The organism is Pseudomonas frederiksbergensis (assembly GCF_017114915.1).
GTDB lineage: Bacteria > Pseudomonadota > Gammaproteobacteria > Pseudomonadales > Pseudomonadaceae > Aquipseudomonas > Aquipseudomonas frederiksbergensis_I.
Genome location: NZ_JAAUOE010000002.1, coordinates 290,925 through 311,108, shown reverse-complemented (window position 1 = coordinate 311,108; position 20,184 = coordinate 290,925). Strand labels below are relative to the sequence as shown.

The window sequence follows — 20,184 nt, the reverse complement described above, 5'->3', positions numbered from 1 at the left end:
TTTACCCCGACCAGCGCCATCACCGACACCAGCAACGTCATCACTCTGGATAACAGCGGCGTGCAAAACGCCTCGGGCAACGCCGGCAGCGGCACCACCGATTCCAACAACTACGCCATCGACACCGTACGCCCGACGGCCACCATCGTGGTCGCGGACACGGCGCTGGCGGCGGGCCAGACATCGGTGGTGACCATTACGTTCTCCGAGGCGGTGACCGGCTTTACCACGGCCGACCTGACGGTGAGCAACGGTACCCTGAGCAATCTGAGTACCAGCGATAACATTACCTATACCGCGACCCTGACACCGACGGCGAGCATCACCGACGCAACCAACCTGATTACCCTGGACAACACCGGGGTGACCGATGGGGCCGGCAACACCGGCAGCGGCACCACCGATTCCAACAATTACGCCATCGACAGCCTACGCCCGACCGCCACCATCGTGTTGAGCGATTCGACCCTGAAACCAGGGGAAACCGCCCTGGTGACCATCACCTTCAGCGAAGCGGTGACGGGGTTCGACAATAGTGACTTGAGCATCGCCAACGGTACCTTGAGCGCGGTGAGCAGCAGCGACGGCGGCCTCACCTGGACCGGCACTTTCACCCCGACCGCCGGGATTACCGACACCAGCAACCTCATCACCCTGAACAACAGCGGCGTCTCGGACGTGGCCGGCAATACCGGGTCGGGCACCACCAACTCGGCCAACTATGTGGTGGAAACCCAGGTGCCGACCGCTACCATCGTAGTTGCCGACAATGCCCTCAAGGCCGGTGAAACGTCGCTGGTGACCATTACCTTCAGCGAAGCGGTGAGCGGCTTCAGCAACGCCGACCTGACGATTGCCAATGGCACCCTCAGCAGCGTTTCATCCAGCGATGGCGGCGTGACCTGGACTGCGACCTTCACCCCGACCGCCAGCATTACCGACACAACCAACCTGATCAGCCTGGACAACAGCGGTGTGATCAACGTGTCGGGCAACAGCGGCGTCGGCGTGACCGACTCCAACAACTACGCGATCGACACCGTTCGCCCGACCGCGACCATTGCGGTGGCGGACAATAAGCTGGGCATCGGCGAGACCACCACGGTCACGATTACCTTCAGCGAAGCGGTGTCCGGTTTCGACCTGTCGGACCTCAGCGTGGCCAATGGCGTGCTGTCCAGCCTGGCCAGCAGCGACGGTGGCGTGACCTGGACCGCCACGCTCACGCCGACTGCGAGCATCAACGATGCGACCAACCTGATTTTGCTCGACACCAGCACTGTGCTCGACGTTGCGGGCAATGCCGGCGCCAGCATCGCCATCTCCAACAACTACGCGCTCGATGCGACTCGCCCGACCGTTACCATCGTGGTTGCCAACCCGAACCTGGGCATCGGCCAGACGACGCTGGTGACCTTCACGTTCAACGAGGCGGTCAGCGACTTCGATTTGTCGGACTTGAGCGTGACCAATGGTGAGCTGACCAGCCTGGCCAGCAGTGACGGCGGCAAGACCTGGACCGCGACCTTCACACCCACCGCGAACATCACCGACCCGAGCAACTTCATTGCGCTGGACACCAGTAATGTCGCGGACCTGGCGGGCAACACAGGCGCCAGCGTCGCGGTATCCAATAACTACGCCATCGACGGCGAACGACCGACCGCCACGGTGGTGGTTGCCAATCCGAACCTGGGCGTCGGCCAGACCTCGTTGGTGACGTTCACCTTTAACGAAGTGGTAAGTGGCTTTGACCTCTGCGACATCAGCGTGGCCAATGGCAGCTTGTCCAACCTGAGCAGCAGCGACGGCGGTAGAACCTGGACCGCGACCCTGACGCCGAACGCCAATGTCAGCAGTAGCAACAATGCGATCAACCTGAGCGTCGCTGGCGTCAGCGATGGCGCAGGCAATGCGGGTAGCGGTGTCAGCCAATCGAACAACTATGCAATCAATACCGTCGTTGTACCGTCGTCGCCGATCGTCGTGGCACCACCGGATCCGGAATTTCGCGTCACCGTTCCTGTCACCGTTCCCGCTCAGCCCAACGTGCCCTTGCAGCCCATCGTCTTCACCCCTCCCACCGGCGATCTCGGCTCACCGCTGACCTTTCCCCCGCTGTTCGAACAACGGGTGATCGGCAACGGCATTCGGCCTCTGGGCGACATTTTCATGAACCATGGGGCGCTGACGCCGAGCTTCATCGCGCAGGTGTTCAGCAGCAGCGCAAGCGGTGGCGATGGCTCAGGCCACGGTTTCCTCGGCTTTGGCGGTGGGGATGGCGGGGTCTTCGGCACCAGCACGCTGTCGAGCCTGTTCAATCAGGACACTGGCAGCGAGGAGTCGCTGAACGCCTTCGGCAACAATTCAATCAGGACGGTGGACGCTTCCCAAGGGTTGCGCGGCGTGTTTGGCGCACCGAGTCTTGGTCAGCAGTTGCAACAGCTCAAAGACACCGAGCAGCGGCAGGTCGACAGCCTGGCCGCGGCTTTGCAGCAGGTCGGCATCAGTGAAATGCAGGCTTGAAAAAAACATTGAAGCATTGCGGCACCGGGGGCAATACAAGGATGAAAAAAAGTCAGAAGTTGTTCGGCGCCAGCCTGCTGGCCCTGGCGATCGGTGGTTGTGCAGTCACCAGCGCGCCGATCGAACGCAGCGTCAGTCAGCAGCGCGCCAAAAGCGATCTGCAAAACATGTACAAGGGGCAGGAGCCCCTCAGCGGCCCGTTGACGCTGCACCAGGCCATGGCCCGCGCGGTGAAATACAACCTCGAAGGCCGGCTCAAGATCATGGAAGAGGCCCTGGCCAAGCGCCAACTCGACCTCGCCAGTTTCGACATGTTGCCGCGCATGGCGCTGGACGCCGGATACGTGGGGCGTAACAACGTCAGCGCCTCCAGCAGTCAGAGCGTGGAAACCGGCGCACAATCCCTGGAGCCGTCGACCTCCCAGGACCGCGATCGCGAAGTGGCGGACCTGACCATGGTCTGGAACGTGCTCGACTTCGGCGTCAGCTACATCAGCGCCAAGCAGCAGGGCGATCAGCGGCTGATTGTGCAGGAACGTCGGCGCAAGGTGATCAACACCATCGTTCAGGATGTGCGCTCGGCCTATTGGCGAGCCGTGGCCGCCGAACGTTTGCTCAAGCAAATCGACAGCCTGATGGCTCGGGTCGAAACCGCCCGCAACAATAGTCAAAGCATGAGCGAACAGCGTATCGGCGATCCAATCCAGTCGTTGGCTTATCAACGCTCGCTGATTGACGCCACCCGGCAACTGGAAAAGCAACGCCGCGCGCTGTCATTGGCGAAAACCGAACTGGCGACCCTGATCAACCTGCCACTCAATACCGAGTTGAAGCTGGCGACCCAGGACGATTACGTTATTCCGGAACTCAAGGTCGACCTCGCCAGCCTGGAGCAGGAAGCGCTGACCAGTCGGCCGGAGTTGCGTGAGCAGGATTACCAGACCCGCATCAGTGCCGCCGAAACCCGCAAAGCCATGCTGCGCCTGCTGCCGGGGCTGGAGTTCTCCGCTGGCGGGCATTACGACAGCAACTCGTTTCTGGTGGAGCAGAGCTGGGCGGATTACGGGGTGAAAGTCACCTGGAACCTGTTCAACGTGATTTCCGCGCCCGCCGCGATCGACGTCGCCAAGGCCGGTGAAGAAGTCGCCACGGCACGCCGTCAGGCGATGTCGATCGCAGTGCTGGCCCAGCTCTATGTGGCCAACGCCAACTATCGCGAAGCACTGCGGCAATTCCAGACCAATCAGCAACTGTCGAACATCGACGGGCAAATCGTCGGCCAGCTGCGCAACCGCTATCAGACGGCCGGATTGGGCGAGCTGGATCTGATCAAGGGCGAGCTGAACACCTTGAAGGCGGATCTGCGTCGTGACCTGTCCTATGCCGACCTGCGCAATGCTTACGGGCAAATCTTTGCCAGTGCCGGTCTCGATCCATTGCCGGTCGAGGTGCAATCGACCGAAGTCCAGTCCATCGCCACGGCACTGGCCAATCGCGAAGCGGCGTGGGCGGCGGGCGATATCACGGTGCCGGTGGCCCATGCCCCGGTCCGCTGACCTGCTGGCGCCGACGGCGAGCATCAGCCGCCTCCAGCGAGAGGCCCGCAACGGCCATCGCGGCACGGCGATCCTGCTGACCGGTTTGCCGGCGGCGGGCAAGTCGACACTGGCCCAGGCACTGCACGCCGAACTGTTCGAACGCGGCGTGCAGAGTGTGGTGCTCGATGGCGATGGCCTGCGGGTAGGGCTCAATCGCGATCTGGGGTTTACCGACAGCGATCGCCTGGAAAACATCCGCCGCGCCAGCGAACTGGCGGCGCTGTTGGTCGAGAACGGGCAGATTGTCATCCTCGCGATGATTGCGCCCTTGGTGGAGTTGCGCGAAGTGTTCGCCCGACGGTTGGGCGAGGATTACCACGAGGTCTGGTGCAGCGCCTCTTTGGCGGTGTGTGAACAGCGTGATCCCAAAGGTCATTACGCCCGGGCTCGACGGGGTGAGTTGGCGGGGTTTACCGGTGTTTCGGCACCTTACGAACCGCCGCCGTGCGCGTCACTGGTACTCGACACGGGCGCGCAGCCGATCGAGGCCTGTCTCGACCGTTTGCTGACCTGGCTCGGCGAGTGCGCGGTGCTGCCGAAACGATGAGCCGGCCGGCCTTCTCCCGATTGCCGGTGACGGTGGATTTGCCGTTGCTGCTGCAGGCTCTGGCGGCAATTGGCGAGGGCGACTGGCACGGTCATTTCAATAGCGCTTACTACACGGGCGACTGGAGCGGCGTGGCGCTGATTTCCGCAGCCGATGCCTTGACTGAACTGGCGCCCGGTCGCGATGAGCCTCGGTTGCGTGAACCCTGGCGGCGGGATGTTCGATGGCAGCAAGGGCTGCGGGATCTGCGGCTGGAGATCATCTGCGCGCGCCTGTTGCGACTCGGCCCGGGCGGGCGTATCCACGAGCATCGCGACTATGACCTGGGTGAACCGGATGCGGACTTGCGTCTGCACATTCCGCTTTTCAGCCCGCCTCATGTGGACTTCATGCTGGATGGCCAGCGCATGCCGATGACTGCTGGCGAATGTTGGTATCTCGATCTGGCGCGGCCTCATCGCGTGGACAATCACGATACCCGGGAGCGGATTCATCTGGTGCTCGATTGCCGGCCCGGTGCCTGGCTGGAGCAGGCGATTATCGACGGGGTGGCAACCACGCCGTCGCCGGGTTTCTGCCACGGGGCTTTTGCACAGTTCAAGGCACTGCTGGCCAGCGATCCGCAGCTGTGCAAGTCCTTGCGAGGTGTGCAGGACCACGAAGCCTTTATCGCCCGCACCCTGGAACTGGCCACCGAGCGCGGACTTGCGTTCACCCGCGAAGAACTGCGCGCGGCAATGCGCGACGGTCGCCGCCAATGGACTGAACAATGGAGCGCTTGAACCTCGAAGGCTGGTTGCCGATTCGCGTGTGGCAAGAGGCCGGGCAATGGCAAGTCGACTGGTGCTGGTTCGGGGACACGCGGCTGCATCAGCCGTTTTTCCGTGACGCTGTGGAGGATGCGCTGCGGCTGCCGTTCAATCAGGCGTTTCGTCGAAAAACGGCCTTGTCGACCCTCGTTGACTGGCAGGTTTGCAGCCCCGGTCTGCCGCCGAGCGCCTTCATCTTTCACGCCTCCCGCTGTGGCTCGACCCTGATCGGTCAGATGCTGGCACAACTCGACAATCACATCGTCATCAGCGAACCACCGCCGCTGGATGCATTGCTGCGCAGTGATCTACCTGCCGTCGAGCGGCGTGCCGCCATCAAAGGGTTGCTGTCGGCCTATGGACAACGCCGACTGGGTGCAGAACAAAGACTGGTGATCAAACTCGACGCCTGGAATATCGGTGAACTGCCGTGGCTGCGCGAGTGCTTCCCCGAAACGCCGTGGCTGTTTCTTTATCGCGATCCGCTGGAAATTGCTGTCTCGCATCTGCGTCGCCCGGGCGTGCACATGGTGCCGGGGATGATCGGCGCCAGTGTGCTGGATGACGAACTTGCGTTCAGCGGCCGTGAAGATTACATCGCTCGGCGATTGGCGCGGTTACTCGCGACGGGGTTGGCGCAATGCCGGGCGTTTGGCGGCTGGGCGGTGAATTACAGCGAACTGCCGCAGGCCATGGCGGGGCGGTTGGCAGCGTTCTTTGCGTTGGATACCGAGCAGCGCAGGCAGGTATTTGCGGTGGTGGGGCAACATGCCAAGCAGCCGTCGCAGCTGTTCGTTGGCGACAGCGATGACAAGCGTCGCGAAGCCTCGATGCTGCTTCATGAACGGGTGGAACACTGGGCGCGAGAGTCTTACGAGGCGTTGGAGCAGTTGCGCAAGATATGATCTTTTTGTGGTGAGGGAACAAGCTCCCTCGCCACAGCTCATGTGCATCAGGATTTCGTCGACAAATCCGCCATCCCCTTGAGCAATTCAATCGGCAGCGGGAAGACAATAGTCGAACTCTTGTCCCCGGCAATCGAACTCAGCGTCTGCATGTAACGCAACTGCATGGCACCCGGCTGACGCCCGAGCATTTCGGCGGCCTGCATGAGTTTTTCCGAAGCCTGCAATTCGCCTTCGGCGTGGATCACCTTGGCCCGACGTTCCCGTTCGGCTTCGGCCTGTTTGGCAATGGCGCGGATCATTGATTCGTTGAGGTCCACGTGCTTGATCTCGACGGTGGCCACCTTGATGCCCCAGGCATCGGTTTGAGCATCGAGCACTTGCTGGATGTCGACGTTCAGCCGTTCCCGTTCGGCCAGCAATTCATCGAGTTCATGTTTACCGAGCACTGCCCGCAACGTGGTCTGGGCCAGTTGGCTGGTGGCCATGAGAAAGTCTTCGACCTGAATGATCGCCCGTTGCGGGTCGAGCACGCGGAAATACAGCACCGCATTGACCTTGACCGAGACGTTGTCGCGGGTGATCACGTCTTGTGGTGGAATGTCGAGCACCACGGTCCGCAGGTCGACGCGGACCATTTGCTGGACCACCGGGATCAACAGGATCAGCCCAGGGCCCTTGACCTGCCAGAAGCGTCCGAGCTGGAACACCACGCCGCGTTCGTATTCACGCAGGATGCGGAAGGTCGACCCCGCCAGTGCAATCAGCAATAACAGGAGCGCGGCAAAACCCAGTTGCAGACCCATGACTATTCTCCGTCATCATTGTTCATGCGGGCGCCGCGTCAGCCGCGACCACTTCCAGCAGTAAACCCTTGCGTGCCACCACCCGGACTTGTTGCCCCGGTTGCAGCGGTGTTTCGCTTGAAACCTGCCATTGCTCGCCTTGCAGGTGCACCCAGCCGATATAAGCATTACCGGCCTGCAACGACGTTATCGGCGTCACGCTGCCCAGCAATTCGTCGTCGCCGCTGACGTTGCGGCGCGGTCGGGTTTTCAAGGCGCGGATCAGCAGGAAAGTCAGCAGCAGTGCGCTGATCAGTCCCAAGCCGATTATCAACGGAATGGGGACTTCGGCACCGGTCAGAATCACCGCCCCAATCACGAACATCACAAGGCCGCCCAGACCGACCACGCCGTAATTGGGCAAGGCCGCCTCGGCGATCAGAAACGCAATGCCGAACGTGATCAGCCAGAGCCCGATGGGATCGGGAACCAGCACTACGACGGTGTCCGCCGCCAATACCGGTCCGCTCAAGGCCAGCAGCGCAATTACACAGCAACGAATGTTCACTTGACCCTCCGGGAGAGTCATCCGTCCGCGAGCCGTTCGTGGCTCTGTGTACTAGTCTAGTTGAGCCTGTAGCTGTATGAATTTTGAACAGTTGTCGACCGTCCGACGGGCGGATTTCCCGCCGGATCCCCCCAGCGGGCCTAGACTTTTAATGGAGAGAAAAAATTCTAACCATCGCCCGCCATTCGTGGTGGCGGACACCGAGGTGCATCATGCGTATGGCAAAAACCGTGCAGAACAGCCTGGAAAAGGCGCACTGCGAATATGACATCGTTTCCCATCCGCACTCGGCCAGCAGCCTTGAAACGGCGCGGCTCGCGGGCATTCCCGCTGAACGGGTGGCCAAGTCGGTGATCCTCGACGATCGCCATGGGCATTACTTGATGGCCGTACTGCCGGCCAGTCGTCACCTGGACCTGAGCAAAGTCCGTGGCAGCAGCGAATGGCAAGTCACCCGGGAAAGCAACCTGCCGCACCTGTTCGACGATTGCGAACGCGGCGCCGTGCCTGCACTGGGCGAATCCTATGGAATGGACATGGTCATCGACCCGATGCTGACCCGGCAGAAAGACATCTACCTCGAAGCCGGCAACCACAACAACCTGGTACACCTGAGCGTGCCGGAATACTTGAAAATGGTGCCGCATGCCGAGGTGTGCGAGTTGAGTCTGTCGGCCTAGCGTCGACATCACTGCATCGCGGGCAAGCCTCACTCCTACATTCGACCGCGTGTCCCGGTAGGAGCGAGGCTTGCCCGCGAATGGCCGCGCTGCAAATCACCTGTCCAATACGCGATTAAAAAGGAGCCAAACATGGAATCCCCCACCCACAGCCTCCCATCTCTCTTCAAACAACTCGGCCTGCCTGATGACGCCGAAAGCATTGATAAATTCATCGCCACCCATTCACCGCTCAAACCCGAACTGCACTTGGCGGACGCGTTCTTCTGGAGCGAGAGCCAGGCAGAGTTGCTGCGTGAGGAAATTCTGGATGACGCGGATTGGGCGGAGGTGGTGGATCAACTGGATGTAATGCTGAGGAAGGGGCGTGGAGTGTAAAAAAATCTGAAGAAAAATGGCGAAATGTAAAAAAAACTGGTGCATGGTAAAAAAATCTGAGCAGAAACTGAATTTGTTAGCTTTTTCCAGGTTGCTCAGAAGCAGTCAATAGACCAGAATCTAGACCTTAATTGAGGTCTTAATTATGCAAAGTGTTCTGGCCGATATGGCGGTTAGCGTGTCCGAGTTGAAGAAAAACCCATCTGCGGTTCTAAGCGGTGCTCACGGTGGGCCTGTGGCAGTGCTGAACCACAATCGGGTTATGGGATACATGGTCCCGGCCGATGTTTTCGAGCAAATGATGGAGCGCCTCGATGATTTCGAGTTGGCGGAAATTGTTCGCTCTCGTAGAAATGAAACGCCGGTCCCGGTAAGCCTGGATGACCTATAAGCTTGAATTCCTGCCGTCCGCACGCAAGGAGTGGGACAAGCTGGGGCATACGTTGCGTGAACAGTTCAAAAAGAAACTGGCAGAGCGACTCGAATTGCCTCGAATCCCTTCCGACTCACTGCATGGGATGCCTGATTGCTACAAAATCAAGTTGAAGTCATCGGGATACAGGCTTGTGTATCAAGTTTTTGACGAACGAGTAGTCGTTTCTGTGGTGGCGGTTGGTAAGCGCGAACGCAGCGATGTATATGACCGAGCCAAGAAGCGCTGATAATTCCTAGATGTCCATTTCTGCCGCTAGCGCCCGCTTAGCGGTAAATTCAGTTTCGATCTCTTCATGACTGCGACACTGTCCACCGTGTCGCGAGAGTCGTGCCGCGTCCACTTTCCTTTGCAGGAAATTGTGGTAACGATCCACCCCTCCAAAATCGAAGATATTTTCAGTTTCTGTTGTATCCCTGACAGGCATTGTTTGACTCTCGGTTCGGATAGCGCACGTTACACAGATTTCAAACCCGGCAGCGATCCCCATCGAACTCTGCGTCTGGCCGTTGCTCGCCAATTTGTTTCAAAACTTGACCGACTTTCCCCTCCAATGCCATATTGATAGTTAGCAAACTAACAGTGTGTGCATTCCCCCGTGCCAAAGAATCTCGCCGCTCTCCAGATGAACATCAGCAGCTCCATGGTGGTGGCCGCCAGGCATTGGCGCAAAATCTGCCAGACCACGCTGGTCAATTATGGAATCTCCGAAGCCTGCGCCGTGCCGTTGTTGATGATCGGGCGTTTGGGCGAGGGTGTGCGGCAGGTGACGGTCGCGCAGGCGGCGGGGATGGAGAGCCCGTCGCTGGTGCGGTTGCTGGATCAGCTGTGTCATGCCGGTTATGTCTGCCGTACCGAAGACAGCCATGATCGGCGCGCCAAATGCCTGAGCCTGACTGCGACCGGTCGCGAGTTGGTGCAGTCGGTGGAAGCCGAGTTGGTGCGTTTGCGTCAGGGCGTGCTCGACGGGATCGATCAGAGTGATCTGGAAGCGGCGCTTCGGGTACTCAAAGCCTTCGAAGCGGCCAATCATTCGGTGGCCCACCCTTGAGCGGTTTTTTCACCGGCGTGCCTCCGGCGCGGGACTGGTTCTACGGTGTGCGTACCTTCGCGGCCTCGATGATCGCGCTGTACATCGCCATGCTCATGCAAATGCCTCGTCCGTATTGGGCGATGGCCACGGTGTATATCGTTTCCAGCCCGTTCGTCGGCCCGACCAGTTCCAAGGCGTTGTACCGTGCGGCCGGCACTTTGCTCGGCGCGGCGGCGGCGGTTTTTTTCGTGCCGATGTTCGTCCAGAGCCCTTATGTGCTGGTGGTGGTCATCGCGCTGTGGACCGGGATTTTGCTGTTCCTGTCCCTGCATCTGCGCACCGCCAACAGCTACGCCTTGATGCTCGCCGGTTACACCTTGCCGCTGATCGCCTTGCCGGTGGTGAATAATCCGTTGGCGGTGTGGGACGTAGCCGAAGCGCGCACTGAAGAGATCTTCCTCGGCATCGCTGTTGCGGCAGTGGTTGGCGCCATGTTCTGGCCAAGGCGGTTAGCGCCGGTGTTCAACGATTCGGTGAGCAAATGGTTTGCCGATGCTTCGATCTACAGCCTGCGTTTCCTCAACCGCAACGTGCAGCCGGACGAAGTCAGCGCCCTGCGTTCATCGATGGTGGCGAACTTCAACAGCCTGGAGTTGATGATCGGCCAGTTGCCCCACGAGGGGGCGCGGCCGCAGACGGTGCGCAATACCAAGGAACTGCGCGGGCGAATGATTCATCTGTTGCCGGTGGTCGACGCCCTCGACGACGCGCTCTATGCCCTTGAGCGACGCACGCCAGAGCTCGTGGATAAGTTCGCGCCACTGTTGACCGCGACTACAGAATGGCTTGAGCACAAAGACGCTGACCTCGATCGCTGGCAGGCCCTGAAAAACCGGCTCCAAGCGCTGCAACCCAGTGCCGAGGCGCTGGACGATCGCAAGCAGTTGTTGTTCTCCAACGCCCTGTATCGCCTCGGCGAATGGATCGATGTGTGGCAAGACTGCCGCAGCCTGCAATACGCCATTCAATGCGAGAGCCAGGACAGTTGGCGCGCGGTGTATCGGCATTGGCGCCTCGGTCGGCTGTCGCCGTTTCTCGACCGTGGATTGATGCTCTATTCGGCGGCCTCTACGGTCACCGCGATCATCGTCGCCTCGGTGCTGTGGATTCTGCTCGGCTGGACCGACGGCGGCAGCGCGGTGATTCTGGCGGCGGTGGCGTGCAGTTTCTTTGCGTCGATGGACGACCCGGCGCCGCAGATTTACCGGTTCTTTTTCTGGACCGCGATGTCGGTACTGTTCGCCGGCCTTTATCTGTTTCTGATCCTGCCGAACCTGCATGACTTCCCGATGCTGGTGCTCGCGTTTGCCGTCCCGTTCATCTGCGTCGGCACCCTGACCGTGCAGCCGCGTTTTTACCTGGGGATGTTGCTGACCATCGTCAACACCTCGTCCTTCATCAGCATTCAGGGCGCCTACGACGCGGATTTCCTCAGCTTCGCCAACTCCAACCTGGCCGGGCCCATGGGGTTGCTGTTCGCGTTCATCTGGACCCTGATCGCCCGGCCGTTCGGTGCGGAACTGGCGGCCAAGCGCCTGACCCGTTTCAGCTGGCGTGACATCGTCGGTCTGACGGAGCCGGCCACGCTGGCCGAACACCGGCACATGGGCGTGCAGATGCTCGATCGCCTGATGCAGCATTTGCCGCGCCTGGTCATGACCGGCCAGGACACTGGCATCGCCCTGCGGGAAGTGCGCGTGGCGTTGAATCTGCTGGACCTGCTCGCCTATTCACCGCGAGTGCCCGGTGCGCCGCAGGCGCTGCTGCGCCAGGTGGTGGCTGAAGTCGGCGTGTACTTCAAGGCCTGTCTCAAGGCTGGCGAACGTCTGCCGGCGCCGAGTCCATTGCTGATGACCCTCGATCGCACCCGCCGCGCCCTCTGTGGCCAAGGTGATGACGAAACCCGTCTGCACCTGCTGCACGCCTTGAGCGGCCTGCGTCTGGCGCTGTTGCCGGGGGTCGAATTTGTCGGCACGGGCGAACTCGAAGAACCGCTTCCCCAAGGCATCGATGGAGCGCCTTTATGATTGGTGATCTGGATATCAGTGGGGTTTTCCTGCCCACGCTGCTGGTGCTGATGGGCATGACCTACGTGTTGTTCCTGTTGGTGCATGGGGTGCTGACGCGCCTGCACTTTTACCGTCTGGTCTGGCACCGGGCATTGTTCAACGTGGCTCTCTACGCCGTGCTACTCGGCGCCGTGGACTCACTCAGTCGATACCTGATGACATGAAAAAACCTATTTTGACCCTCGGCCGCGTGGTCCTGACGCTGCTGATCGTGACCTTCGCCGTTGTCGTGGTCTGGCGCATGGTCATGTATTACATGTTCGCGCCCTGGACCCGGGACGGGCACATCCGTGCTGACATCGTGCAGATTGCTCCGGATGTATCCGGCCTGATCCAGCAAGTGGAGGTGCGCGACAACCAATGGGTGAAACGCGGCCAGGTGCTGTTCAGCATCGATCAGGACCGTTTCAAACTGGCGTTGCGCCAGGCAAAAGCTGCTGTCGCCGACCGCCAGGAAACCCTGGCCCAGGCCCAGCGCGAGGCCAAGCGTAACCGTGGCCTCGGCAATCTGGTCCCGGCCGAGCAACTGGAAGAAAGCCAGTCTCGGGTTGCGCGCGCCGAAGTGGCGTTGATGGAGGCCCAAGTAACGGTAGACAGCGCCCAGCTCAACCTAGACCGTTCGGTGATCCGCAGCCCGGTGGATGGCTACGTCAACGATCGGGCGCCGCGCTCCCAGGAGTTCGTCAGCGCCGGGCGCCCGGTGTTGTCGGTGGTGGACAGTAACTCCTTCCACATCGACGGCTATTTCGAAGAAACCAAACTGGACGGCATTCATGTCGGCCAGAGCGTCGATATTCGCGTGATCGGCGACCGTGCGCGCCTGCGCGGGCATGTCGAAAGCATCGTCGCCGGCATCGAAGACCGCGACCGCAGCAGTGGCAGCAACCTGTTGCCCAACGTCAATCCTGCATTCAGTTGGGTGCGGCTGGCGCAGCGGATTCCGGTGCGGATTGCTTTTGATGAGGTGCCGGAAGATTTCCGCATGATTGCCGGGCGTACGGCCACCGTGTCGATCATCGATGATCAAACCGGGGGGGCGGCGAAATGAGCAGGGCCTCGGGTTTGGCGGTGGCCGGGTTAGGGCTGCTGTTGTCGGCCTGTCAGGTGGTAGGTCCGGATTATCATCTGCCGGACGAGGCGGCGGTGCACCGTGAAGATTTTCAGGGCAACCTGGCGGTGAACGGCAAACATGTCGTCTCGGCACCGGTGCCCAGTGATTGGTGGCGGTTGTATCAGGATCCGCGCCTGGACCAATTGGTGCAGCAGGCCATGGCGTCCAACACCGATTTACGGGTGGCGGCGGCGAATCTTTCCCGGGCTCGCGCTCAGGTCGACGAAGCGCAAGCCGCGGGCGGTTGGAGCGGCGGCGTGAAGGTTGGCGCCCAGCGCTTGCAGGAGTCTGGCGAAGCGTTCTTGCTACCGGAGAAAGTGCCGGTGGCCAACGTGGGTGACATCGGCATCACGACCTCGTATCAGTTCGACCTGTTCGGCACCTTGCAGCGCGGCATCGAGGCGGCCAAAGCCAATGCCGATGCGACGCAGGCGGCAGCGGATACCGCGCGCATCACCCTGGTGGCCGATGTGGTGCGGGCTTACACCCAGATCTGCGCGGCCAACGAAGAGCGGGAGATCGCGCAGCATTCCCTCGACCTGCAAGCCCAGAGCACCACCCTGACCCAGCGTTTGCGCGATGCCGGGCGCGGCGATGAAACCCAGGTCACCCGTTCGCAAACCCAATTCAAGTCCTTGCGCGCCGAATTGCCGCGTTATGAAGCGGCGCGTCAGGCCGGGTTGTTCCATTTGTCGATGTTGCTGGCCAAACCGGTCGAGCAATTGCCGTCCGGAACCGCCACCTGCGCCGAGCTGCCGAAAATCACCCAATTGTTGCCGGTGGGTGATGGCGCCACGTTGCTCAAACGCCGGCCCGACATACGCCAGGCCGAGCGCAAATTGGCGGCCGCAACCGCCGGTATTGGCATTGCCACCGGCGAGTTGTACCCGGACATCAGCATCGGCGCGACTGTTGGTACGGTCGGGATACTGGAAAACCTCGGCAAACCGGCGACCAATCGCTGGGGCTTCGGTCCGTTGCTGACCTGGACCGTACCGTCCAACGGCTCCCGCGCGCGAATCCGTGAGGCCGAGGCGGCGACCCAAGGGGCGCTGGCGCATTTCGATGGTGTGGTACTCAACGCCATTCGCGAAACTCAAACCGGTTTGGCGCAATATTCCGCGCAACTTCAGCGTCGCGATGCGTTGGCAGATGCCGAACAGTCGGCGCAACGGGCGGCAGACCAGACTCACCGCTTTTTTCAGGCCGGCCGGGAGTCGTTCCTCGCGGATCTGCAAGCCACCCGCACCTACACCGACGTCCGGGCGCAACTGGCCTCGGCCAACACCCAAGTCGCCATGAGCCAGATCGATTTGTTCCTTGCTTTGGGTGGCGGCTGGGAAAGCGGACGAACGCAAGGTTCACAACCCGGCAAACCCTGAGGCCGTTGCTATGCTTTGAATGGATGGGGGCGCGCGGCGAACCCGTCGATCAAGGCTTGCGTTGGTCAGGGGGATCCAATAATGAAAAACCCTTACGCTCTCGGCTTCTGGTGCGCCATTACGGCATTGGTTTTGCTGACGGCCACCTATTTCTACGGCGTCATGCTGGCCCATCAGCTCGACAAGGCGCTGATATTCCTCGACAGCGTGGCAGCGCTGATCGCCGTGATGGCCATCGTGGTGGTCGCCTGGGCCTCGCTTCAGAGCCAGCGCATCAAGAAACGACAACTCGAACAAGGCAAGACCCTGGTGCTGATCTGGGACACCAAGGTGGCTTTGCGCCGGGTTGAAACGGTGTTCGACCGGTATTTCTGGGGCAGTTACTGGCAACCGGGGCGCACGTTCCAGGAAGTCATGGGCGAACTCACCGGCACGCCGCTGGAAAAAAGCCTCGAAACCCTGAAGAAACAATGCCTGGCGCTGGACAAGCAAGTGGCCGACGAGGGGTGGCACTGGCTCAACAACGCTCGAGAGCTGTCCGATGTCGCCAACGCCATGGCCCGCGAACGCTATCAACTGGACTTCTGCGACCCGCGCGCGGAAGTGACTGGCGGGGCGGTGATCAATCGGGATTTTGAAGTGCTGGTGTATACGTGGACCGCACGGCTCAAGAGTTTTGATCATCAATTGGATGAGATTGAAGTGCAGTATTCGTGAACCGAAAAGATCGCCGCCTACGCCAGCTCCTGCAGGGAAACGCATATTCCGTGCAGGCGCTGGCGTAGGCGGCGATCTTTTCCACGCTAATAGACACTCTTTCACCTTTAATCATTGGGCCGCCTCGCGGCGCAAATGCTAATCTCCTTCCCACTTTTAGCGCAGTCATGACCGCGACCTGTCATGGGTTCAGGGAAGACGACCACACTTTCAACAATGGACATTGATCGGGTACTTCATGAATAAATCAGCAGGCGTGCTTTTAGCAATTGTCGTGGCCATCGGTGCAATCAGCGCTGGCGGTGCGTGGTATACCGGCAGCAAACTCGATGGAGTGCTCAACAGCTCGATCGCCGACGCCAACAAAGAGCTGCAAGCCGCGCTGACAGGTTCCAACGGCACGGCGTCGCTGGAGCTGGTGTCGCTGGATCGCCATGTGTTCAGCAGCACCGCGCACTACCGCCTCAAGGGCGAGGGCGAGATGTTTGGTGAAGCGCCGGTCGAGCTGCTGTTCGTCGATCGCATCGAACACGGCCCGTTGCCATTCTCGCGTCTGGTGTCGCTGAAGTGGTTGCCGGTCCTGGCCACCAGTCACTACGAGCTGGAAAAGACGCCACTGACCGAGAAGTGGTTCGCCGCCGCCAAGGACAAATCCCCGGTCCAGGGCGTGGTCAACATCGGTTACGACAACTCCACCAAGGGCACCCTCGAATTTCTGCCGCTGGAAGCCGCACTGGATGACAAATCCAGGCTGACGTTCTCCGGGTTGAAACTGGATGTGGCCGCCAGTGCCCAGGCGCAAAAGGTCAAGGCCGACGGTTACATGGACAGCCTGAAACTGACCAGCGTGGCTGAAGATCAGACGCCGGTGCAGGTGGAGCTCAACGGCTTGACCGTGGCCAGTAACCTGAACAAAAGCACCTATGGCTATTACACCGGCGAAAACACGGTCGAGCTGAGCCACAGCAAAACCACTTTCGGCGCCAAACAGTCGGTACTCGGCTTCAAGAACTTTGAAATGAAGAACCGCACCGAAGAGTCGGGCACCAATGCTTCGGGGCGTGCCGATTACAAGGTCGGTGAAGTGTCCTTGAACGGCAAGGCTGTCGGTTCTGCGCAGATGGCCATGAGCCTGAAAAACCTCGACATCCCGTCAACGATGTCGCTGATGCAGATCTATCAGACCAAACTGCAACCCTACGAGAGGGCCGCGGCTGAAGCTGCTGCCGCCGGTCTGCCGGCGCCGGAGTTGAACCTGACCCCGGCCGAAGAGGCACAGATCAAGACCAGTCTGGAGAAACTGCTGGCCGCCGGCCCCCAGGTGGCCCTGGAAAACCTGTCGTTCAACACCAGCAACGGCGAAAGCCGCGCCAACCTGGTGCTGGACCTGGCCAAGCCGCAATCCATGGACCTGCCGCCGGACCAGTTGGCCAAGCAGTTGATTGCGCTGCTGGACTTCAACGTACGGGTGTCCAAGCCAATGCTCGTTGACGTGCTCACCGTGCAGTCGCAAATCGATGGCCAGACCGACGCCAAACTCATCGCCGATCAGGCGAGCGCCACCGCCGACATGTTCGGCAGCATGGCGGTCGGTACGCAACTGGCGAAACTGGACGGTAACAACGTTGTCACCAAGCTGCACTACGCCAACAATCAGGTGGACTTCAACGGCCAGAAAATGACCCTCGAAGAATTTGTCGGCTTCGTGATGAGCAAGCTCGGCGGCACTGGCGAAATCCAGTAAAACCTCAGGCTTGAGCGCAACGCCCGGCCTCTGCGACATGCAGACGCCGGGCGTTTTGCTGTCTGGCGTTTCGTAACGATCCCTGTAGGAGCGGGCTTGCCCGCGAAAGCGGTGTGTCAGGCAACATCAATGTTGACTGTGCCGCCGTCTTCGCGGGCAAGCCCGCTCCTACAGGGTTGCGCAAAGAGGAGAAACGAATCTGAAGAATTATTGTGACTTGAATAATTGACTACGCTTGCATGCAAGACTGCTTCGATAAAGCTTGGCCGGGTTTCTCGACCCGGCTTTCCGATACGAGTGGGCAAGGGACATTGCGACCCGGCTGGCCATGTAAGGATGCTGACGAATGCCGTGTATTGCTGGTCCCTTTATTCATTGTGGGCTGCGCCCCTTGTTTCGCGTTGCGCTGTGCGGTCAATTGCTGTGGCCGACGCTGGCGTTCGCCGACACCCCTTACGACCAAATGGTGCGCGATGCGCGGGCGGGGAACTACACGCCTGCGCTGACCGTGTTGCGCCAAGTGCCTGTGAACCAGGCCACCCCCGGCCAGATCAGCGATCACCTGCAGATCGCCAGTTGGGCGGGGCTGGATGCGGAAGTGGTCCAGGTCTATGAATCCCAAGGGCGAGATCGGGCGTTGCCGGTCCAGGCCCTGACCGCCACCGCGCGCGCCTATCGCAACCTCAAGCGCTGGGGCTCGGCGAGCCAGGTGTACAACAAGGCCCTGGCCCTTGAACCGCAAAATGCCGACTTGCAGCTGGGCCTGGCGATGACCCAGGCCGACGCCGGTAAACCTGACGAGGCGGTTGCCCGCGCCAAGGCACTGGTGGCGGCGAAACCGGATGACCCTTCCCGCCGCCTGGCCCTGGCCTACGCCTTGACCCGCGCCGGTGCCACTTACGACGCACTGTTTGAATACGACCAGGCTTTCATTCGCGCCGGCAGTAAACCCGAAGTCGCTCGCGAATACGTGATTGCCCTGCAACGTGCCCGTTTGCCGGAACCGGCCTTGCGCCTGGCGCGTCAGCGGCCGGGGTTGCTGGATCCGGTCACGTTGCGCCGTCTCGAAGGGGACATGGCCGCCGAACGCGTGCGTCTGGCTGAACTGGCCACCCGCAGCGAAACGGAACGGTATGTGATCGCCGATCGGGCGTTGGCCGATTACGACCAGTTACTGATGACCTGGACGCCGGATCCTGCGGCCCATGAGGACGTCATCCGCTGGCGAATCGACCGCTTGGGCGCCCTCAAGGCCCGTGCGCGCACCGCCGAGGTGATCGCCGAATACCAGAAGCTGCTCGCCGAAGGCGTGAAGGTTCCGACCTATGCCCTGCGTTGGGTGGCGTCGTCCTATCTGGACCAGCGTCAGCCGGAAATCGCCACCGACTTATATCATCAGGTGCTGGTCGCGCCGGTTGCCGACGTCGGCGACCATCTGGGAGGCAGCGCCGCGCTCTATTACGCCTTGCTCGAAAGCGACAAAGTCGATGAAGCGCGTCAGGTCGCCGAAAACCTGGCCAAGAGCCAGAAACCGCGAATCGAGCTCAAGGGCTTGCCGGTGGGCAATCCCAACGATGAGTGGATGGACGCGCAGCAACTCGCCGCCCAGGCCGGCATCTACGGCGCCGATCTGCCGTCGGGCGAGCAGCGTTTGCAGACGTTGGTGGATCAGGCTCCGGGCAACCTCAGCCTGCGTCTGGCTCAAGCCGATCTGTATCTGGCCCGGGACTGGCCACGACGCGCCGAGAGTCAGCTCAAGGAAACCGAAAGCATGGCCCCGCGAGATATCGGGCTAGAAGTCGCTCAGGGCCACACCGCCATGGACCTGCAGGAATGGCGGCAGATGGATGCACTGACCGACGATGTGGTCGCGCGCTTTGCGGACAACCGTCAGGTGCAGCGTTTACAGCGTCAGCGTGCGGTCCACGACATGGCCGAGCTGCGAGTGCGGGCCTACGGCGGTAAGAGTTATGGCGGTGGCAACGGGGACGTCGGGGCGGTTAACGGCAGCCGCGATTTCGGCATCGAAACCACACTGTACAGCCCGCCTATCGATGAAGACTGGCGCTTGTTCGCCGGTGCCGGTTACGCCACCGGCGATTTCCAGGAAGGCACCGGCCATCATCGTTTCCAGCGCGTCGGGCTCGAACGGCGCACTCGCGACATGAGCCTGGAAGCGGAAGTCTCCAACCATTCCTACGGCTTCGGCAACAAACAGGGTGCGCGCCTGGCGATTGCCCGGGACATCGACGATCACTGGCAGTACGGCGGCAGCCTCGAATACCTGTCGGCGCAAACGCCGTTGCGGGCCTTGAACAGCGACATCACCGCCAATGGCGGCAGCGGTTTCATCCGTTGGCGCGCCAATGAAAGCCGTGAGTGGAAACTGGCGGTCAGCCCCTCGCACTTCAGCGACGGCAACAACCGTGTCGAAGCAGTCCTCACCGGTCGCGAGGGCGTTTACCGCGCGCCGGGGCTGCAAGTCGACCTCGGCCTGGAGGTCGGCAGCAGCCATAACTCCAAGTCCGGTGACGTGCCGTACTTCAACCCCAAATCCGACTTCAGCGTGCTGCCGACGGTGAACGTCAACCATGTGCTCCATCACCGCTACGAAACCTCCTGGCGCCAGCAGTTTCAGGCGGGCGCGGGCACCTATAGCCAACGTGATCACGGCACCGGCGGCATCGCCCTGCTCGGTTACGGCCAGCGCTACAGCTGGAACGACGTGTTCGAGGTGGGCGGCCTGCTGAGCGTGATCAACCGGCCTTATGACGGCGACCGTGAAACCGATCTGCGTCTGCTCGTCGACCTCACTTACCGCTTCTAGAAGAGTTTGAAG

At 60.9% G+C, this 20,184-nt stretch carries 19 protein-coding genes; 17 read left to right on the top strand and 2 right to left on the bottom strand.

Translation table 11 applies throughout. The features are described 5' to 3' along the window. The 5 genes from HCU66_RS02945 to HCU66_RS02925 form a co-directional block, all read left to right on the top strand. Positions 1 to 2,526: Ig-like domain-containing protein (locus HCU66_RS02945; RefSeq protein ID WP_205887074.1), on the top strand; the 2,526-nt coding region annotated here is incomplete at its 5' end. 41 nt (positions 2,527 to 2,567) lie between these two features. Beyond that, positions 2,568 to 4,082 (top strand): TolC family protein, encoded by a 1,515-nt coding sequence (locus HCU66_RS02940; RefSeq protein ID WP_205887073.1) that lies wholly within the window; start codon positions 2,568 to 2,570, stop codon positions 4,080 to 4,082. After that, positions 4,066 to 4,671 carry an adenylyl-sulfate kinase gene (gene cysC / locus HCU66_RS02935; RefSeq protein WP_205887072.1) on the top strand — a complete coding sequence of 202 codons (606 nt, stop codon included), beginning with the start codon at positions 4,066 to 4,068 and terminating at the stop codon, positions 4,669 to 4,671. Before HCU66_RS02940 ends, cysC begins: the two co-directional genes overlap by 17 nt. Continuing rightward, positions 4,668 to 5,453 carry an aspartyl/asparaginyl beta-hydroxylase domain-containing protein gene (locus HCU66_RS02930; RefSeq protein ID WP_205887071.1) on the top strand — a complete coding sequence of 262 codons (786 nt, stop codon included), beginning with the start codon at positions 4,668 to 4,670 and terminating at the stop codon, positions 5,451 to 5,453. The genes cysC and HCU66_RS02930 overlap by 4 nt, the downstream gene beginning before the upstream one ends. Continuing rightward, positions 5,441 to 6,385, top strand: coding sequence for a sulfotransferase family protein (locus HCU66_RS02925; RefSeq protein ID WP_205887070.1), 945 nt, complete (start codon positions 5,441 to 5,443; stop codon positions 6,383 to 6,385). Before HCU66_RS02930 ends, HCU66_RS02925 begins: the two co-directional genes overlap by 13 nt. A gap of 47 nt (positions 6,386 to 6,432) precedes the next feature. Here the strand turns inward: HCU66_RS02925 and HCU66_RS02920 are convergent, their stop codons facing one another. Both HCU66_RS02920 and HCU66_RS02915 read right to left on the bottom strand, forming a co-directional pair. Further along, positions 6,433 to 7,191 (bottom strand): slipin family protein, encoded by a 759-nt coding sequence (locus HCU66_RS02920; RefSeq protein WP_205887069.1) that lies wholly within the window; start codon positions 7,189 to 7,191, stop codon positions 6,433 to 6,435. A 22-nt stretch (positions 7,192 to 7,213) separates the two neighbouring features. Beyond that, on the bottom strand, positions 7,214 to 7,738 hold the full coding sequence (locus tag HCU66_RS02915; RefSeq protein ID WP_205887068.1) for an NfeD family protein: 525 nt from the start codon (positions 7,736 to 7,738) through the stop codon (positions 7,214 to 7,216). A 212-nt stretch (positions 7,739 to 7,950) separates the two neighbouring features. Here HCU66_RS02915 and HCU66_RS02910 point away from each other — a divergent pair, with 212 nt between their 5' ends. The 12 genes from HCU66_RS02910 (at position 7,951) to pgaA (ending at position 20,172) form a co-directional block, all read left to right on the top strand. Further along, positions 7,951 to 8,418: an aminoacyl-tRNA deacylase gene (locus HCU66_RS02910; RefSeq protein WP_205887067.1), complete on the top strand. Its 468-nt coding sequence runs from the start codon at positions 7,951 to 7,953 to the stop codon at positions 8,416 to 8,418. A 132-nt stretch (positions 8,419 to 8,550) separates the two neighbouring features. Further along, positions 8,551 to 8,796, top strand: a complete 246-nt coding sequence (locus HCU66_RS02905; protein ID WP_007899563.1) for a DUF2789 domain-containing protein — start codon at positions 8,551 to 8,553, stop codon at positions 8,794 to 8,796. Between the two features lie 145 nt (positions 8,797 to 8,941). After that, complete coding sequence (locus HCU66_RS02900) at positions 8,942 to 9,187, top strand: type II toxin-antitoxin system Phd/YefM family antitoxin (RefSeq protein ID WP_007899564.1); 246 nt, start codon at positions 8,942 to 8,944, stop codon at positions 9,185 to 9,187. Then, complete coding sequence (locus HCU66_RS02895) at positions 9,177 to 9,458, top strand: type II toxin-antitoxin system RelE family toxin (protein WP_007899567.1); 282 nt, start codon at positions 9,177 to 9,179, stop codon at positions 9,456 to 9,458. The genes HCU66_RS02900 and HCU66_RS02895 overlap by 11 nt, the downstream gene beginning before the upstream one ends. A 396-nt stretch (positions 9,459 to 9,854) precedes the next feature. Then, positions 9,855 to 10,280: a MarR family winged helix-turn-helix transcriptional regulator gene (locus HCU66_RS02890; protein WP_205887081.1), complete on the top strand. Its 426-nt coding sequence runs from the start codon at positions 9,855 to 9,857 to the stop codon at positions 10,278 to 10,280. Further along, a complete protein-coding gene (locus HCU66_RS02885; protein ID WP_205887066.1) occupies positions 10,277 to 12,349 on the top strand; it encodes an FUSC family protein in 2,073 nt (690 codons plus the stop codon). Before HCU66_RS02890 ends, HCU66_RS02885 begins: the two co-directional genes overlap by 4 nt. Then, on the top strand, positions 12,346 to 12,555 hold the full coding sequence (locus HCU66_RS02880; RefSeq protein WP_205887065.1) for a DUF1656 domain-containing protein: 210 nt from the start codon (positions 12,346 to 12,348) through the stop codon (positions 12,553 to 12,555). Before HCU66_RS02885 ends, HCU66_RS02880 begins: the two co-directional genes overlap by 4 nt. Further along, positions 12,552 to 13,439 carry an efflux RND transporter periplasmic adaptor subunit gene (locus tag HCU66_RS02875; RefSeq protein ID WP_205887064.1) on the top strand — a complete coding sequence of 296 codons (888 nt, stop codon included), beginning with the start codon at positions 12,552 to 12,554 and terminating at the stop codon, positions 13,437 to 13,439. Before HCU66_RS02880 ends, HCU66_RS02875 begins: the two co-directional genes overlap by 4 nt. Then, on the top strand, positions 13,436 to 14,884 hold the full coding sequence (locus HCU66_RS02870; RefSeq protein WP_205887063.1) for an efflux transporter outer membrane subunit: 1,449 nt from the start codon (positions 13,436 to 13,438) through the stop codon (positions 14,882 to 14,884). Before HCU66_RS02875 ends, HCU66_RS02870 begins: the two co-directional genes overlap by 4 nt. Before the next feature lie 81 nt (positions 14,885 to 14,965). Beyond that, entirely contained in the window at positions 14,966 to 15,601 is a 636-nt protein-coding gene (locus HCU66_RS02865; protein WP_205887062.1) for an NADH:ubiquinone oxidoreductase subunit N, read from the top strand. Positions 15,602 to 15,839: 238 nt separating this feature from the next. Then, complete coding sequence (locus HCU66_RS02860; RefSeq protein WP_205887061.1) at positions 15,840 to 17,345, top strand: YdgA family protein; 1,506 nt, start codon at positions 15,840 to 15,842, stop codon at positions 17,343 to 17,345. 346 nt (positions 17,346 to 17,691) lie between these two features. After that, positions 17,692 to 20,172 carry a poly-beta-1,6 N-acetyl-D-glucosamine export porin PgaA gene (gene pgaA / locus HCU66_RS02855; RefSeq protein ID WP_205887060.1) on the top strand — a complete coding sequence of 827 codons (2,481 nt, stop codon included), beginning with the start codon at positions 17,692 to 17,694 and terminating at the stop codon, positions 20,170 to 20,172. Positions 20,173 to 20,184 lie beyond the last annotated feature (12 nt).